Genomic DNA, 16,243 nt, shown 5'->3' on the forward strand with positions numbered 1-16,243 from the left:
GGAATGACGCGCGACGCGCGTCAGCTCACGCCGAGGAAATCGCGCTTGCCGACCTCGACGCCGTTGTGGCGCAGGATGCCGTGCGCGGTGACGGCGTGGAAGTAGAAGTTCGGGAACGAGAAGGCGCTGACGAACTGCTGGCCCTTCAAGGTCATGGTGCGATCGGGGCCGATCGGGAAGGTGACGTCCTTGGCATCGCCGCCGTCGAACTGCTCCGGCTTGAACGACTTCACATAGTCGATCGTCTTCGCCAGCCGCTGTTTCAGTTCACCGAAGCTCTTCTCGGTGTCGGGCGTCGACGGCACCTCGCTATGGGTCAGCCGCGCGCAGCCGCGTGCGGCGTGATCGCAGACCAGCTGCACCTGCTTGGTCAGCGGCAGCATGTCGGGATAGAGCCGCGATCCCAGCAGCACCTCGGGCGCGATCTTCTTCGCTTCGCAATGCGCCTCGGCCTTGGTCAGCTCGCCGGTGAGGCTGTTGAGGATCTGCAAATAGGCGGGGACGACGGCGTCATGAAAGGACATGGGGATGCTCTTTGTTTTGATGAAATCCGGATCTGCCGAACGGCGATGCTGCACATGGGGCCGCGAGGGGAAGAATACAACTGCGGGCGGCTGTAACACTTGGTCAAATGTTTCCCGGGGTGCCTTCTCAATCCCGTCATCCTGAGGGGCGCGTAGTGCGTCTCGAAGGATGCACGGCCCGGTCGGTGGCCGTCGACCCTTCGAGGCGCGCTTCGCGCTCCTCAGGGTGACGGTTCAAAAGCACTGCTTGCTACCCAGAAAGCCCGACGACGTCCCTACCGCGTCCCCGGCACCGCTGCATCCGCGGCCGGCTGCGCACGGCCACCGCCGCGCATCCGCGCCAAGAGCTCCGCGGTCGGCCAGGAATCCGCCGGCAGGCCGTATTTCATCTGCATCGCTTTCACCGCGCTGCGGCTCGCCTGGCCCAGCACGCCGTCGATCTTGCCGACGTCGTAGCCGGCGCGCGCGAGCAGCGATTGCAGCTCCTTGATCTCGTTGAACGGCAGCTGCGCGACCGGTGCGTGCGGACGCTGCATCGGCGGTGCGCCCGCGATGCGGCCGGCGAGATAGCCGGCCGTGGTCGAATAGATCAGCGAGTTATTCCACTCGGTGTAGGCGGCGAAGTTCGGGTAGGCGAGGAACGCCGGACCCATCCGGCCCATCGGCAGCAGCAGCGAGGCCGGCATCTCGTCATTCGGCAGCGCCTTGCCGTCGGTCAGCGTGATGCCGAGCGCTGCCCATTTCGAGCGCGGCAGCTTGACGGTGAGGTCGGCCTGGTCCCAAGGAAAATTCGGGGCCTGCGGCACGCGCACCTCCTGCAGCCACGGCTCGCCGCGCCGCCACTTCAATCCGTTGGCGATGTAGTTCGCGGTCGAGCCGATCACGTCGGGGCCGCTGGCGAGCAGATTGCGATGGCCGTCGCCGTCATAGTCGACGGCATAGTTGAAATAGTGCGTCGGCAAAAATTGCGTCTGGCCGAGTTCGCCGGCCCATGAGCCGATCATCTCGTCGGGCGTCAGGTCGCCGCGCTCGATGATCTTCAGCGCCGCGATGGTCTCGCCCTGGAACATCTCCGAGCGGCGGCAATCATAAGCCAGCGACACCAGCGATTTCAGCGTCGGCAGATTGCCCATCTGGACGCCGAAATCGCTCTCCAGTCCCCAGAACGCGGCGATCACCGCCGGCGGCACGCCATACTCCTTCTCGGCGCGCGCGAACGCGGCCGCGTAGGTCCGGATGTATTGCTGGCCCTGCTGCATGCGGTAGTTCGCAGCCATGCGGCCGGCGAACTGGGTGAAGATCTGCCCGAACACGCGCTGGCCGCGGTCGCGGTTGACGATGCCCTGGTCGTAAACCAGGTAGGGCGCTGTCTCCGCGATCGTCCGCTGCGAGACGCCGGCGGCGACCGCCTTCTGTTTCAGCTCGGCGAGGAAGCGATCGAAGCTCTGCCCGTTGTGGCAGGACGCAGCCCTTGGCGATGCTGTGGTGGTCGGGCGCGCCCTGACCGGAGCCGGGCCGGCGGGATTGGGCAGCGGTTGCTGCGCCAGGGCAAGGGAGGAGAGTGCCAGCGCCCCCGCGATCGCTGCGATCATGATCGGGGCGCGGAGGGGAGATGCTGGCATCGATGTCACCGGCTGGGAAAGGGGGATCAAGGCCCATCCTGCATACACCAGGGCGACACCGGGCAACAACGGGGGTGCTGGTGTTAGACCAATTGGGCTTCGGCAGGTTGAAGGGCCGCCGCTATGATCGGCAGGTGATTCGCGGGCAGGGGTGTCGGCGGATCGATCACGCCCGGAGGGACCCATGTGGAGTTTTCTCGAGCGGCTGGTGGATTCGTCGACGTTTTCGCCACACGGCATCTGCCTGTTGTGGGAGCCGGAGCTGATCTGGCTGCACGTGATTTCAGACGCGATCATTGCCGCTTCGTATTTCTCGATTCCGTTTGCGCTGGCGATCCTCGTCTCCAAGCGGCGCGACTTCCAATTCGGCTGGATGGCCTGGCCGTTTGCTGTGTTCATCCTCGCCTGCGGCCTCACGCATGTGTTCTCGATCTACACGCTGTGGGTGCCGATCTACGGGCTCGAAGGCATCGTCAAGGCGCTGACCGCCGTCGCCTCGATCTTCACCGCGGTGCTGCTCTGGCCGCTGATCCCGAGAATCCTGGCGATCCCGACCGAGCAACAGCTGCGCGAGGCGCATGTTGCGCTCGCCGAAGAAGGACGGCAGCGCCAGCGCTCGGATTTCCTGCTCGAGCGTTTCCGCGAGGCCGAAGTCAACGAGAGCAAGATCCGCCAGGCGCAGAAGATGGAAGCGGTCGGCCAGCTCACCGGCGGCATCGCGCACGACTTCAACAATATCCTCACCGTCATCACCGGCACCATCGACATCCTGGCCGAGGCGGTCACCCACAATCGCCAGCTCACCGAGATCACCAGCCTGATCCGCGACGCCGCCGAGCGCGGTGCGTCGCTGACGCGGCATCTGCTGGCCTTCGCGCGCAAGCAGCCGCTGCAGCCGAGCGATGTCGATGTCAATGCGTTGATGGTCGACACCATCGACCTGCTGCGGCCGACCATCGGCGACCATGTCGATATCGATTTTTGGCCGATGCCGGATCTGCCGCGCGCGCTGGTCGATTCCAACCAGCTGGTCACCGCGATCATCAATCTCGCGCTGAACGCGCGCGACGCGATGCCGAAGGGCGGCAGGGTGCGGATCGAGACCCGCGCGGCCGAACTGAAGCCATCAGACGTGCACGGCCATGACGGACTTGCCGCCGGCGACTATGTTGCGATCGCGCTGATCGACAACGGCCAAGGCATCGCGGAAGCCGATCTCGCCAAAGTGTTCGAGCCGTTCTTCACCACCAAGGACGTCGGCAAGGGCACCGGCCTCGGGCTTTCCATGGTCTACGGCTTCGTCAAGCAGTCCAACGGCCACATCGCGCTCGACAGCGAGGTCGGCCGTGGCACCAGGGTGATGCTCTATCTGCCGCGCGCGGCGGTGCTCTCGCCGGCCGCCGCACCCGAGCGGCGGCAGCCGGAGGTGCGCGGCGCGCAGGAGATCGTGCTTGTGGTCGAGGACGACAAACTGGTGCGCTCCTACGTGCTGACCCAGATCGAGAGCCTCGGCTACACGACGCGCTCGGCCAACAATGGCGGCGAAGCGCTTGCCGTGCTCGACAGCGGCGTGCCGGTCGATCTCTTGTTCACCGACGTCATCATGCCCGGTGCGATTAACGGACGCGATCTCGCCACCGAGGCGCAGAAACGGCGCCCCGACCTGCGCGTGCTGTTCACCTCGGGCTACACCGATGACGCCATCGACCAGGACGGTAAGCTCGAGCAGGGCATCCTGTTCCTGGCAAAGCCCTACAGCCGCGCCCAGCTCGCCCGCATGCTGCGGGTCGCGCTGCGCGCGCAGGAGGCGGTGATCGCGCGGGAGCCGGCCGAGTAGGCGCGGGATCGTAGCCCGCATGAGCGACAGCGACCTACGGGACCGGTCTTACCCCGCATGTCGCTTCGCTCATGCGGGCTACCGATTGCCTCTGCACATGACCAATCGTTAACCCGCGCCACGTCGCTGCGACGCACACCTTCCCCTTGCGGCTTCCGCGGCAAAATCCCTACCTCAACGGCGTCAGTTGTGGCAGCATCCGCTCGCCGTGAGGGAACCACGATGAATTATTTCCGCACCGCGCTCCTGCTTGCCGGCCTCACCGCGCTGTTCATGAGCGTCGGCTATCTGATCGGCGGCGGCACTGGCGCTGTGATCGCGCTGGTCGTTGCGGCTGCGACAAATCTGTTCACCTACTGGAATTCCGATCGCATGGTGCTGTCGATGTACGGCGCCCATCAGGTCGATGCGCGTTCGGCGCCGGAGCTTTACAATCTCGTCGCGGAGCTCGCGCAGCGCGCCGCTCTGCCGATGCCGCGCGTGTTCGTGATGGACGAGGCGCAGCCGAACGCATTCGCGACCGGCCGCAATCCGGAGAATGCGGCGGTCGCCGTCACCACGGGATTGATGCAGCAGCTCAGCCGCGAAGAGCTCGCCGGCGTGATCGCGCACGAGCTTGCGCATATCAAGCATCACGACACGCTGACCATGACGATCACCGCGACGATCGCCGGCGCGATCTCGATGCTGGCGCAGTTCGGCATGTTCTTCGGCGGCAACCGCAACAACAACGGCCCCGGCATCGTCGGCTCGATCGCGATGATGATCCTGGCGCCGCTCGGCGCCATGCTGGTACAGATGGCGATCAGCCGCACCCGCGAATACGCCGCTGACAATCTCGGCGCGCGCATCGTCGGCCAGCCGATGTGGCTGGCGTCCGCGCTCGCGAAGATCGAGAACGCTTCGCATCAGCTGCCGAACATGGAAGCCGAGCGCAATCCGGCCACCGCGCACATGTTCATCATTAACCCGCTGTCGGGCCACGGTGTCGACAATCTGTTCGCCACCCACCCCTCGACCGCGAACCGCATCGCCGCGCTGCAGCAGCTCGCCGCCGAGCTCGGTACCCAGACCGCGCCGCGCCCGGGCGGCGCCAGCTATCCGCCGCGCAGCCCGTGGGGCGGTGCCTCGGGCCAGCGTGGGCCGTGGGGCTAGGGCGAGGTGAGATAGGCTGAATAACGGCCGCACATTTCCTTCGCCTCCCCCGCTTGCGGCGGGTGGGGCTATCTCCATGATACGACTCGCGGAGAGAGCCCCCACCCCAGCCCTCCCCCCAGAGCCAGCAGGCCTAGCTTGCGCCGCTACGCGCTAGCTGTGTCCAGCCGTTCGACCTGACCCTTGCTCAGCTCGAGCTTGGCGGCCGCGACCAGCGTTGCGACCTGCTCGGGCTTGGTGGCGCTGGCGATCGGTGCGGTGATGCCGGGCTTCGCCATCAGCCAGGCGAGTGCGACCGCGGCCGGCTCGGCGTGGGTCTCTGCGGCGACCTCGTCGAGGCCGGCGAGGATGCGCATGCCACGTGGGTTCATGTATTTCGGAATGCTGCGCGTGCCGCGAGGGCTCTTGGCGAAGTCGCTCTCCGAGCGATATTTGCCGGTCAGGAATCCCGCAGCGAGCGAGAAGAACGTGATCACGCCGACGTCGTTCTCGACGCAGACGCGTTGCAGCGCACCTTCGTAGCTCGACCGCTCCGCTAGGCTGTATTCGGGCTGCATGCTCTCATAGCGCGGCAGCCCATTCGCCTTGGAAATATCCAGCGCGCTCTTGAGCCGTTCCGCCGAGAAATTCGAGGCGCCGATCGCCCTGACTTTGCCGGCCTTGATCAGTTTGTCGTAAGCCGCCAGCGTCTCTTCCTGCGGCGTCGCCTCATCGTCCTTGTGGGACTGGTAGAGGTCGATGTGGTCGGTCTGCAGCCGGCGCAGCGAGTCCTCGACGGCGCGCGCGATGTGGTCCGGCTTCAGGCCGACATTGCCGTTACCCATGTCCATGCCGACCTTCGTGGCGAGAATGATGCGGTTGCGGTTGCCGCGCGCCTTCATCCATTTACCGATGATCGTCTCGGACTCGCCGCCGTGATGGCCCGGCACCCAGCGCGAATAAACGTCGGCCGTATCGAGGAATGTCAGCCCATGCTCCAGCACGGTGTCGAGCAGCCGGAAAGATGCAGCCTCGTCCACCGTCCAGCCGAACACATTACAACCGAAGCAGAGGGGAGGGACGGTGAGGCCGGAGCGGCCGAGCGCGCGATGCTTCATGAGTGTTCTTTCGCTTGTTCTTGACGGGAGGCGCGGGAGACTGAGGCAGATCGGCCTTGTTTGCAAGGCACGCCGGGGTCCGCATTGCGCTGTTTCCGAGCGGTTGCGACCAGAGCCGACCGCAAACGCGCGACGCTGCCGTCCAGTTTGGGAGCAGCGTTGCGGGTCATCTGTCACGGGATCCGCCGGCATTGCCCTGTTGGAATGCCGACGGATGATCGCGGAGATTTCGCCGCCGGCGGCTCGGCTATTTGCGCTCGACGAAGACCGCCTTGCAGTCGTCGCTGCTGATGTTCTCGGCGGTGTGAGACACCACGAGTGGCCCGGCAAACGCCGTGCCTGCCTTGCTGGGGGTGTCTCGCGTGGTGCCGTCGGCATTGTGCAGGCGAATGGTACAGTCGGTCAGCGGATAGACCACGAACGGCACCGGGTGCGAATGCGGCTTGTCTGTGGTCCCCTTCTTCCATGTCGCGGCGATGACGCGGAAATTCTGATCCTCGAAGATGACCTTGTAGGTGTCCGGATCGCTTTGATAGCTCGGTGGAGAATCCGCAGCCGCCGTCGCAGAGACCGCCGCAAGCAATCCGACAATTGAAATGCCAAATGCACGGAAATTCATATCTGAAAACTCCCTGTTCAATCGAGCTACGCGCTCGGCAATGAGCGCGGGTGACATCTACCACAGGACGTTCGTCGCCACGAGATTCGTTCTGCCGTGCGCATCGCGGCGTCGCGCTGTGTCCGATGCAGAGACGATCGGCGGCGCTCGCTCGCGCATCAGGTCAGGCGGGCTGCCCTTCATGGTCGTTCGATGACGGGGCGATTATTTCCGGCGTTGCGAAACGCAATTTCATTTGCCGGTCATTTGATGTAGATTGCGCGGCGAGCTGCCACCGGTCACGCCGAATTCCGGAGAATGCGCGGCAGCGCAAATGGCCATCGGCAGGCCTTACGGTCTCATTTTCAGTACGAAAAACCTTCTGCCTGGGTCACGCCCGGGCGACTGATTTATTCATTCCCAGCCAAGTGGAGGGATTGCCATGCATTTCTGCCTCTCAGGGGAATACACGCCGCGTTCCATCAACAACATCATGGAGAGCCCGACAACCAATCGGTATGAGGCGGCCAAAAAGTTGATCGAGACGGCCGGCGGCAAGCTGATTTCGATGTACAGCACGGCGGCCGATGGCCCCGGCGTGATGGTGATCTTCGACGTGCCGGATCCGACCGTGGCGCCTGCCATCACCGGCGTGGTCGTGGCGTCGGGCGCCATCCAGAATGCGAAGCTGGTCCGGCTGTTCACGCAGGACGAGATCAAGGTGGTGCGTCAGCACGCGAGCAAGCTCAAGGCTGCTTATTCACCTCCAGGAAGCTAGCAGGCACAGACCACGAAACGCGGCACAGATCGATCTGATGACCGCTGTCACTCGCGCGCGGCGGCGCTTCGCAGTGTCCCGCGCGGAGGCGAGGGCCGTTGCGCGCCGCAGATCCGGGGCGCGTTAACGGATGGGCAGTCGCTCAGGCGGATGTCGCGCGCGCATGCTGGCTCGCATAGCCCCGGCCGGTTGTGCCGTCGCATGACGTCCGCCGCCTCGTTAAGCGCGTCTTCGGCGCGGCGATTGCGGCACCGTGCCGCCGCCGCTCATGAGGGCGGAGAGTCCAGACACACGTAAAGCGCCGCGATCTTGCCGTCCCGCGCGATGATGAAATCCACGCCGGTATAGACCGGCGTTTCGCCTTTCGGTCCGGAGCCCCACGCCAGGCGTCCCGAATTGTGCAGCGCCTGCGGCGCGCCGTGCGGCGTATAAACAAAGTGCGGATGCGTCGCGCGGAGATCGCCGGCGAACTTGTCGAGCGCGTCGCGGCCGACGAGAATGCCCGGCGGCGCGTAGAGCATGCAGTCCGCGGTGTAGAGCTCTTCAATTGCCGCCCTGCGGGGCACTGGATCGCCTTCACCGAAAACCTCCGGGAGGTTGCGGATGAGCAGCGTTTCGATCCAGCTCGCGTCTGCGCCCGCCGAGAGCGGAACGCTGGTCTTGCTGGCATGCTCGTTCATCTGAGACCTCCATGTGACTTCTGAGATGATGTGGTCGCAGCCGCCGTCCTGGAACGGCAATGATGGAAAGTCATCGTTTCACATTTTGATACATCGTCGTGACGGCCGTTCGTTCGAAAGCGTTCTGCGCGCCGCATCGTCCGCGGGGTCTTCAGCCGCCTTCAAGTGCGGTGTATGTACAAACGTTGCCGGCCAACGATTTGCGCGGCGACGTTGAAGGGCGGGTCGGGTTCTCAAAGTGCATCACTTGGTTCCGAGTTTGAGCGCGGCGTCGATGGCGCGCGTGAAATTGCCTGTCGGCATTGTTCGGCTGGCCTGCGGTATTGCGATCGGCTGCGCGCTCGTTGGCTTCACGCCGCCGCGGGTGATGGCGCAAGTGCCATTTTCTCCGTTTCAGCCGGCGCGACAGATCGAAGCGGCGAAGCCGCTGGCGCGTGACGTCACCGGCCCGCCGGCCGTCAGCCAGCGGCTCGACGGCACCGCCTTCTTTGTCGACGATCTCGGACATATGCTGACCGCGCGGCATGCGGTGGCGGATTGCGCCCGCATTGTCGTCAGCAAGGAGGGCCGGGCCGTCGCGGCGCGCGTGGTGGCGCTGGCCGCGAGCGACATTGCATTGATCAAGGTGCCGCGCACGCTCGGTCTCGCGGCGGTCTTCCCGCGCGCGAATACGTCGGTTGCCAACGACATGGTGTTTGCCGAGGCCTATGACCGCCTGAAGCCGATGCTCGCGCATGGCGGATCGCTCGCCAATGCGTTCGTCGATACCACGCTGCGCGATCCCGAGCACCTCGTGCTGCGCTCGAACGTCACCTTCGGCACCAGCGGTGCGCCGGTGCTGGATTCCCGCGGCCTCGTCGAAGGCGTGGTGAGCCGCAGGACCACGCTCGATCGCGTACTGGCGGTCGATGCCGTGCACGCCAAATCCTTCCTTGCCGCGCATGGCGTGCGCTTCCAGGAAGACGACCGGCCGCAGCTGAGCGGCACCGCGTCCCGCGCGCATCGCGCTGCCAGCATCTCGGCGCGCGTCACATGCCTGCAACAATGAGCGACTAGTTGCTGGCCAGCGTTGATGCTCGCGCGTCGTCCTGTCAGCTGTCTGCGGTCAACCCTTGTCCAGAACCATGCTCATCTTGCGGGGCACGCTCGTGCTCTCGTTCGGCCTCTTGATCCTGTCCCCGGCGCCGGGCCACGCCCAGGACGCCAACTTTCGCAATCCGGAACAGGCGCCGCCGTCATGGGCGCAGTTTGCCAAGCTGGTCAAATACCGGTTCGAGGAGTGGATCGCGGCCGACGAGACGGTCGCCAACCGCTTCCGCAACTGGGTCATCGAGCATTCCGGCAAGGAGAACGGGCCGCCGCCGACGCTCGTGGTGCGCGCATGGCTCAACCCGGACGGCACCGTCGAGCGCGTCGCGTTTCCGGCGCTCAATGATGCCGGCGCGACCGAGGACCTGCGCACCATCCTGAAGCGCGGCAATGTCGGCGAAGCGCCGCCGCCGGAAATGTTGCAGCCGCTGAATCTGCGCTTCTCGCTCAACCTGCGCAAACCCTGAGCGGCCGGCTACGCATCTGCATTCCGGGGGGCACCGCCCTTCGTCATTCCCCGGTGCGCAATTGCGCACCTGAGGGCGAGCGAAGCGAGAGCCCGGAATCCATTTCGCCACGAGTGATGCGGCTCAATGGATTCCGGGCTCGTGCTTCGCACGCCCCGGAATGACGGGTGGAGAGATGACGGGATTGGACTGCTTCCCTACCTCGGTGTCGTCCCTGCCAAAGCAGGGACCCATAACCACGAATTGCGCGATGCCGGAACGACGAGTCCCGTTTACAATGCCTGCCGCGGAGTATGGGTCCCGGCTTTCGCCGGGACGACGCATGGGGTGAACACCATGGCCAAACAACAGTCTGAATGTTCGCGACGTGCGTTCATCGCCGTCGCCATCTCCGGAATTCCCGCGGCACTTCTGCCGCGACCCACCGCGGCCTCCGACAAGATGACAAAACCGCAAGCCGAATACCAGGACACGCCGAACGGCATCTACTCCTGCGGCCTGTGCACGCTGTTCGTCGCGCCCGACGGCTGCAAGGTGGTAGAGGGCGCCATCAGCAAGGACGGCTGGTGCAAGGCCTTTGCCGCGGTCGATTGAGTCTTGCGCCTCCGAGGGAGAGGTACACCGCCTCACAACTCCCGCGCATTCGAGAACGCGAACGACGACACCCGCCGCGTGGTCTCGTCCAGGATCAGGCTGCGCGTGATCGGCGGTTCGGCGCGCTGGCTGCAATTCTCGCGCTCGCAGAGCCGGCAGTTGACGCCGATCGGCGTGCCCTCGACCTTCTCCAGATCCAAGCCGGTCGCATAGACGAGCTTCGCCGCATGACGGATTTCGCAGCCGAGCCCGATCGCAAAGCGCGGCTGCGGCTGCGGATAGGGCGCCACCGGCCGCCGCACCGTCTGCGCGATTGAGAAGTAGCGCGTGCCGTCCGGCAGCTCGATCACCTGGCTCAGCAGGCGGTCGGGCATGTCGAAGGTCGAATGCACGTTCCAGAGCGGGCAGGTGCCGCCGAATTTGGAGAACGGGAAGGTGCCGGAGGAAAACCGCTTCGACACGTTGCCGGCATTGTCGACCCGCAACAGGAAGAACGGCACGCCGCGCGCGTTCGGCCGCTGCAGCGTGGTGAGGCGGTGGCAGACCTGCTCGAACCCGGCATTGAAGCGCTGCGCCAGCACGTGGACGTCGTAGCTCAAGGCCTCGGCCGCGGAATGAAATGCCTGATAGGGCATCATCGCGGCCGCCGCGAAATAGTTGGCGAGCGTGATGCGATAGAGCCGGCGCGCGGTGTCGTCGAGCGGGCCGGCGCGACTGACGATCGCATCGATCGCGGCGCCGCATTCGACATAGCCGATCTGCAGCGCGAGCTGCAAGCTGCGGCCGGCACTGTCGACGAGTTCGGAGATCAGGATCTGCCGGCGATGACGGTCGAAACGGCGCAGCGTCTCGCGCATCACGTCGACCGGCATGACGCGGGTGACGATCGAATGCTTTTCCCGCAGCCGCGTGGCGAGCGCCGTGAACAGGCCTTCGGTCGGCACGTTGAGCTCGTCGCGCAGATTTTCCGCCGCGGTCTCGAGCTCCGGAAAATAGTTGCGGTTGGCCTCGATCAGGTCGCGCACCCGCTCGATCGGGTTGGCGTCAAACTGCGAGCCCTCGCGATCGGCCATCTGGGCCGCCACCAGCGTCTCGCCGCGGCGCGCCTCGGTATAGGCGGCGTAGAGCCGTTGCAGCGCATGCGTCACGCCGGGGCAGAGCTCGGCGAGATCGCGCAGCTCCTGCTTCGGCAGGTCGATCTGGCGGAACAGGGGATCGGAGAAGATCTCGTTGAGTTCCGCGAAGAAGCGGTCCTCGTCGGCGGTGGCAAGGTCGCGCAGATCGAGGTCGTAGGCCTCGGCCAGCCGCAGCAGGATCTGCGCCGTCACCGGGCGCTGGTTGCGTTCGATCAGGTTGATGTAGGAGGGCGAGATGCCGAGCCCCTCGGCGATCTGGGTCTGCGACAGCCCCAATTGCTGGCGGATCCGCCGGAAGCGCGGACCGACGAACAGCTTCTTTCCCGACTCGCCAGGCATGACAGCCTTCCTGACCTGTTTTTGTGACAAGATTTACAAATTGACATTTATTACAAGTTCATATGTTACATAACATCACCAATAAAAAACAAGGCATCTGTACGAAGTTCGCCTTTTCGCGTTTATCTCCTGACACGCACTTCGCGATGCTCTGTCAAGAATGTCGGTGCGGCGAGCAGATCGCGGGGATCAGAATTCAGGCGGCTGAGCAGAGGCAGCAGGATTTTTTAGAGGAGACTGACGATGAGCAAGAGCAGCAATTTCTGGGTGATCGGCGGCGAGTTCGGCTCGATGAACTTCCACAAGCTCGTCGAAGGCTCCGCCCAGGTCCGCGGTCCGTTCAAGACCCGCAAGGAAGCCGAAGAGTGCTGGAAGGAAGTCTCGGAAGAGAGCCGCCACAAGGCCGGCGTGCGCTTCTCGATCGTCGAGGAGCCGTCGCGGGTTTCGGCCTGACACCAAATTACCTGAGCTAAGAAACGTCCAAGGACGGCGGCCCCATCCGGTTCATCCGGGTGGGGTCGACCGCTTTTGGGACAGCGCCGGGATCTTTCATCTGGGGATAAGTGGCCGCCTAAGTGCTTGGGAACCAACGTGCTTTGCGGACGTCATGGTTGCTGATAGGTTAATGGGTAAGGCAACCCGTCACCACGAGGCCGTAAGGCATGTCCGATCCGCACAACACCGGCAGCGAGGCGCGCGAGATGCGGCCGACGCTGCGAGAGGCGCTGCGGCGGGCGCGGATCGAGGCGGCCGATCGCACCGGCGTCGTGGTCGAGTTGCGCGATGCCGAGGTGGCGCGGCTCGAGATCCTCAACGACGCGCTCGATCCGCTGTTCGCGCAGGTGCCTGAGAAGGTCGATCTGTTCGACCGCGGCATCAGCCAAGGCGAGACGCCGCGGCTGTGGATCGACGTCGTCGCGCATGTGCTGATGGGCCGCGACAAGCGCATCTACCGCTTCGTGCAGGACACGCGGTTCGGCCGCATCGTGCTCGCCGAATCGCACGACGTGGCTGTGATCGTCGATGCGGTCACCGATTATGTCGCGCGGCGCATGATCGAGCGCGAGCATGCGATGGTGGCAACGCCGCTTCCGGTTGCCGAGCCGCCGGCACCGCCGCCAGTACCGGTGGTGGCGCCGAAGCGCCGCGGCGGGGTCGGCACGTTCGTGCTCGGCTTCATCCTGGGCGCGCTGGCGCTGTTCGGCTTCGCGCTGCTTGCGAGCTTGCAGAATTTCTAAGGCATGATCCGGAAAAGTGCGAAGCGGTTTTCCGAAAAAGAAATGAAGGAAGGGGCGGGGGCATCGTGGTCATAACACCCGCCTCGGCATTTTTCGGCGCCCTGGCGGCTGCCGCGGTGGTCGGTAGCGCCGTGCTGTTCGGCAAATGGCAGACGCTGCGGCGCGCAGAATATATCCGCACCTTCAAGTGGCCGGCCGGCCTCTTGGCCCGGCTCGAGAAGCATCACCCCGGCTTCAGCCGCAAGGACAGCGCGCTGGTGTCGCGCGGCCTGCGGCAGTTCTTCCTCGCCTATCTAATGAGCGGCAAGCGCTACGTCTCGATGCCGTCGCAAGCGGCCGACGACCTCTGGCACGAATTCATTCTCTACACCCGCGAGTACGACGCGTTCTGCCGCCGCGCCTTCGGCAGCTTCCTGCATCACACGCCAGCGGTCGTGCTGGTGAAGGAGCGGCGTCGGAGCAATGAGGGGCTGCGGCGGGTCTGGTGGTACTGCTGCAAATACGAGAACATCGATCCGGTCAGGCCGACGCGGCTGCCGCTGTTGTTCGCGCTCGACGCCAAGCTGAACATTGCGGGCGGCTTCATCTATCACACCGACTGCGAGGCGCTGCGCCGCAGCGGCATCGGCGGCAGCAGTCCGTATTGCGGCGGCGATTTCTCCGACTCGTCGATCGATGGATCGTCGGCGGGGTTTGGCGATGCCGGCAGTGACGGAAGCCATGGCGGCGATGGTGGTGACGGAGGTGGCCACGGCGGCGGTGATGGAGGCGGCGGCGACGGTGGGGGTGGCGGCGACAGCGGAGGCGGCTGTGGCGGTGGGTGTGGCGGCGGCGGGGGCGGTGATTAGAGCGTTTTCGAGCGAAGTGGACACCGGTTCGCGTGAAGAAAACGCGTCGATACAAAATGCTCTAGGATAGCCGCACTTGCCTGAGCTCGCGAATGCCGTCATGAGCGCCCAGGCCGCGCACGGTCTGCTCGCAGCGCCAGCCATTGCCGTCACGCTCGATCGAGAACAGATTGTAGGCCGCCGCCGGATAGTGCTTGCGCGCCAGCGCCGATGCCGACGGCACGCCGATCGCCGGGATCTTCCGCTCGGGGCCGTCGAACCACATCGTCGAATGGATGTGGTCATGGCCATGCAGCACCAGCTCGACGCCGTGCCGCTTGAGAAGCGCCAGCAGCTGATGCGAATCGGTCAGCCGCTTGGCACGCCCGTCGGAGTGCAGCGGGTGATGCACCAGCAGCACGCGGAAGGCCTCCTCCCGCGACAGCTGCGCGAGGATCGTATCCAGCGCGCCGAGCTGGGCATGGCCGAGCCAGCCGGTCGCCATCAGCGGCGGCGTCGGCACGGCCGAGGAGACGCCGATCAGCGCCACCGGGCCGCGGCGGCGCACGAACGGAAAATGTGTCGCCGCGCCATCGGCGTCGCCGCGCAGATAGTCGCCGAAGTGACTGACGAAGCGATGCCGGGTCGCGCGCACATAGGCGTCGTGATTTCCTGGGACGACAGTGACGTCGGCAGCGCCGCCGACACCCTCGAGCCATTGCCGCGCCGGATTGAACTCGGCATCCAGCGCCAGATTGACGAGGTCGCCGGTTAGGGCGATGTGGTCCGGCTGCTGCGCCTGCATGTCCGACACCAGCGTGTCGAGCACGTCGCGCCGATGATATTTGTGACGGTTGCGCGTCCAATTCAAATAGCCGAAGGCGCGCTTGCCGGCGAGATCGCGCAGCCGCGCCGCCGGCAGCGGCGGCAGATGCGGATCCGACAGATGTGCGAGGCGGAACACCGCCATCACGCGATACCCTTCGGATTGTCCGTGAAAACTGGCCGGCCACCGGTCATGTCGTGCTATCCCGAACGTCCTGCCCTGTATTGGCAAGAGCTGCGCAGCCGCGCAAGGATCAAAGCATGGGTCAAACACCATGGTGTCGAGGGTTCAGTGACGGTCCTTGAGGATTTACGCAAACGCTGCGAGCCGCAGCTCAGGTGGGTGTTTCATTTCTACTGGCGGCTGGCCCGCGGCATGACGCTCGGGGTCCGCGCCGTGGTGCTCGACGCCGACAACAAGGTGTTCCTGGTCAAGCACAGCTATGTCCATGGCTGGTATCTGCCCGGCGGCGGGGTCGAGGTCGGTGAAAGTTTTATCGAAGCGCTGCGGCGCGAGCTCGAAGAGGAAGGGCGGATCGAGCTCGACGGCACGCCGGTGCTGCACGGCATCTTCCACAACAGCCACGTCTCGCCGCGCGATCATGTCGCGGTCTATGTCGTCAGGAACTACCGCCAGGACCGCCTCCCGGAGCCGAATCGCGAGATCGTGGCCTGCGGCTTCTTCGATCCGGCTGACCTGCCTGACGACACCACCCCCGGTACGCGGCTGCGGGTCGCGGAGGTGCTCGAGGGAAAGCCATCGCCGGCCACATGGCGGTGATGGACCGCGCCCGCGCCAGATGCTATCCCGCGCCCCACAATGACTGAACTGTCCCTGACCATCCTGCCCGAGACCCCGAAAGACGCCCAGGCGATCGAGCGCCTGACCGAGCGCACCTTCGGGCCCGGCCGCTTCGCGCTCAGCGCCTACCGGTTGCGCGAGCATGTCGATCATCTGCTCGACGTCTCCTTCACGGCGCGGATCGGCACGCTGCTGGTCGGTTCGGTGCGTCAGCTGCCGGTTTGCATTGGCGATACGCCGGCCCTGATGCTCGGGCCGTTGACGGTCGAGCCGCCGTTCCGCAGCCGCGGCGTCGGCCGCGCGCTGCTCGAGCGCGCGATCAACGACGCCCGCGCCAAGGGCCATCGGCTGATCGTGCTGGTCGGAGACGCGCCGTATTATTCGCGGGTCGGCTTCAAGCCGGTCCCGAAGGGACGGATGACGATGCCAGGCCCGGTCGACTACAGTCGCCTGCTTGTCATGGAACTGGTTGACGGCGCTGCCGAGGGCGTATCCGGCCCGATCCAGCCTGACTGGAGCAAGGCGATCTGACGTTTCCGCGAGTGTTGCCTGAACGGTTGCGCACTCTCGGAAACTGAAGCACAGTTGAGGCAAGCGCCGGGACAAGACCGGCGCATGTCATATCAACAGGGAGA

Annotated in this window: 18 protein-coding genes; 11 read left to right on the forward strand and 7 right to left on the reverse strand. The window is 65.1% G+C overall.

What is annotated here, in order from left to right; translation table 11 throughout:
* Positions 1-20 precede the first annotated feature (20 nt).
* The gene (locus ACVIGA_RS31280; RefSeq protein ID WP_456669031.1) at positions 21-524 is read right to left on the reverse strand and encodes a DUF1993 domain-containing protein; all 504 of its coding nucleotides are present in this window, start codon (positions 522-524) and stop codon (positions 21-23) included.
* Between the two features lie 275 nt (positions 525-799).
* Complete coding sequence (locus ACVIGA_RS31285; protein ID WP_456670927.1) at positions 800-2,116, reverse strand: lytic murein transglycosylase; 1,317 nt, start codon at positions 2,114-2,116, stop codon at positions 800-802.
* A gap of 214 nt (positions 2,117-2,330) precedes the next feature.
* On the opposite strand from ACVIGA_RS31285, the gene ACVIGA_RS31290 reads away from it, so the two are divergent.
* Positions 2,331-3,983: an ATP-binding protein gene (locus ACVIGA_RS31290; RefSeq protein WP_456669032.1), complete on the forward strand. Its 1,653-nt coding sequence runs from the start codon at positions 2,331-2,333 to the stop codon at positions 3,981-3,983.
* 222 nt (positions 3,984-4,205) lie between these two features.
* Positions 4,206-5,138: a zinc metalloprotease HtpX gene (gene htpX / locus ACVIGA_RS31295; protein WP_456669033.1), complete on the forward strand. Its 933-nt coding sequence runs from the start codon at positions 4,206-4,208 to the stop codon at positions 5,136-5,138.
* A gap of 146 nt (positions 5,139-5,284) precedes the next feature.
* On the opposite strand, the gene ACVIGA_RS31300 is transcribed toward htpX, so the two are convergent.
* Together ACVIGA_RS31300 and ACVIGA_RS31305 are read right to left on the reverse strand one after the other, a co-directional pair.
* Entirely contained in the window at positions 5,285-6,235 is a 951-nt protein-coding gene (locus ACVIGA_RS31300) for an aldo/keto reductase (protein WP_456669034.1), read from the reverse strand.
* Between the two features lie 247 nt (positions 6,236-6,482).
* Complete coding sequence (locus ACVIGA_RS31305; protein ID WP_456669035.1) at positions 6,483-6,854, reverse strand: hypothetical protein; 372 nt, start codon at positions 6,852-6,854, stop codon at positions 6,483-6,485.
* Positions 6,855-7,275: 421 nt separating this feature from the next.
* Here ACVIGA_RS31305 and ACVIGA_RS31310 point away from each other — a divergent pair, with 421 nt between their 5' ends.
* Positions 7,276-7,611: a GYD domain-containing protein gene (locus ACVIGA_RS31310; protein WP_456669036.1), complete on the forward strand. Its 336-nt coding sequence runs from the start codon at positions 7,276-7,278 to the stop codon at positions 7,609-7,611.
* 266 nt (positions 7,612-7,877) lie between these two features.
* On the opposite strand, the gene ACVIGA_RS31315 is transcribed toward ACVIGA_RS31310, so the two are convergent.
* Entirely contained in the window at positions 7,878-8,291 is a 414-nt protein-coding gene (locus tag ACVIGA_RS31315; RefSeq protein WP_456669037.1) for a nuclear transport factor 2 family protein, read from the reverse strand.
* Between the two features lie 283 nt (positions 8,292-8,574).
* Here ACVIGA_RS31315 and ACVIGA_RS31320 point away from each other — a divergent pair, with 283 nt between their 5' ends.
* The 3 genes from ACVIGA_RS31320 (at position 8,575) to ACVIGA_RS31330 (ending at position 10,441) form a co-directional block, all read left to right on the forward strand.
* Positions 8,575-9,339: a S1 family peptidase gene (locus ACVIGA_RS31320; RefSeq protein ID WP_456669038.1), complete on the forward strand. Its 765-nt coding sequence runs from the start codon at positions 8,575-8,577 to the stop codon at positions 9,337-9,339.
* Between the two features lie 76 nt (positions 9,340-9,415).
* On the forward strand, positions 9,416-9,847 hold the full coding sequence (locus ACVIGA_RS31325; RefSeq protein ID WP_456669039.1) for a hypothetical protein: 432 nt from the start codon (positions 9,416-9,418) through the stop codon (positions 9,845-9,847).
* Between the two features lie 336 nt (positions 9,848-10,183).
* Positions 10,184-10,441, forward strand: a complete 258-nt coding sequence (locus ACVIGA_RS31330; RefSeq protein ID WP_456669040.1) for a high-potential iron-sulfur protein — start codon at positions 10,184-10,186, stop codon at positions 10,439-10,441.
* A 32-nt stretch (positions 10,442-10,473) separates the two neighbouring features.
* Here ACVIGA_RS31330 and ACVIGA_RS31335 read toward each other — a convergent pair whose 3' ends face one another.
* Positions 10,474-11,916: a helix-turn-helix domain-containing protein gene (locus ACVIGA_RS31335; protein WP_456669041.1), complete on the reverse strand. Its 1,443-nt coding sequence runs from the start codon at positions 11,914-11,916 to the stop codon at positions 10,474-10,476.
* A gap of 243 nt (positions 11,917-12,159) precedes the next feature.
* Between ACVIGA_RS31335 and ACVIGA_RS31340 the strand changes: the two genes are divergently transcribed.
* The 3 genes from ACVIGA_RS31340 (at position 12,160) to ACVIGA_RS31350 (ending at position 14,002) form a co-directional block, all read left to right on the forward strand.
* On the forward strand, positions 12,160-12,369 hold the full coding sequence (locus tag ACVIGA_RS31340; protein ID WP_223969444.1) for a DUF4170 domain-containing protein: 210 nt from the start codon (positions 12,160-12,162) through the stop codon (positions 12,367-12,369).
* 209 nt (positions 12,370-12,578) lie between these two features.
* Positions 12,579-13,154 carry a hypothetical protein gene (locus ACVIGA_RS31345; RefSeq protein WP_456669042.1) on the forward strand — a complete coding sequence of 192 codons (576 nt, stop codon included), beginning with the start codon at positions 12,579-12,581 and terminating at the stop codon, positions 13,152-13,154.
* Between the two features lie 65 nt (positions 13,155-13,219).
* Complete coding sequence (locus ACVIGA_RS31350) at positions 13,220-14,002, forward strand: glycine-rich domain-containing protein (RefSeq protein ID WP_456669043.1); 783 nt, start codon at positions 13,220-13,222, stop codon at positions 14,000-14,002.
* A 61-nt stretch (positions 14,003-14,063) separates the two neighbouring features.
* Here the strand turns inward: ACVIGA_RS31350 and ACVIGA_RS31355 are convergent, their stop codons facing one another.
* Complete coding sequence (locus ACVIGA_RS31355) at positions 14,064-14,951, reverse strand: metallophosphoesterase family protein (protein ID WP_456669044.1); 888 nt, start codon at positions 14,949-14,951, stop codon at positions 14,064-14,066.
* A gap of 147 nt (positions 14,952-15,098) precedes the next feature.
* On the opposite strand from ACVIGA_RS31355, the gene ACVIGA_RS31360 reads away from it, so the two are divergent.
* Entirely contained in the window at positions 15,099-15,587 is a 489-nt protein-coding gene (locus tag ACVIGA_RS31360; RefSeq protein WP_456669045.1) for an NUDIX domain-containing protein, read from the forward strand.
* Positions 15,588-15,626: 39 nt separating this feature from the next.
* Positions 15,627-16,139 carry a GNAT family N-acetyltransferase gene (locus tag ACVIGA_RS31365; RefSeq protein ID WP_456669046.1) on the forward strand — a complete coding sequence of 171 codons (513 nt, stop codon included), beginning with the start codon at positions 15,627-15,629 and terminating at the stop codon, positions 16,137-16,139.
* Positions 16,140-16,243: the final 104 nt, after the last annotated feature.

Source organism: Bradyrhizobium sp. USDA 3240 (assembly GCF_054063295.1).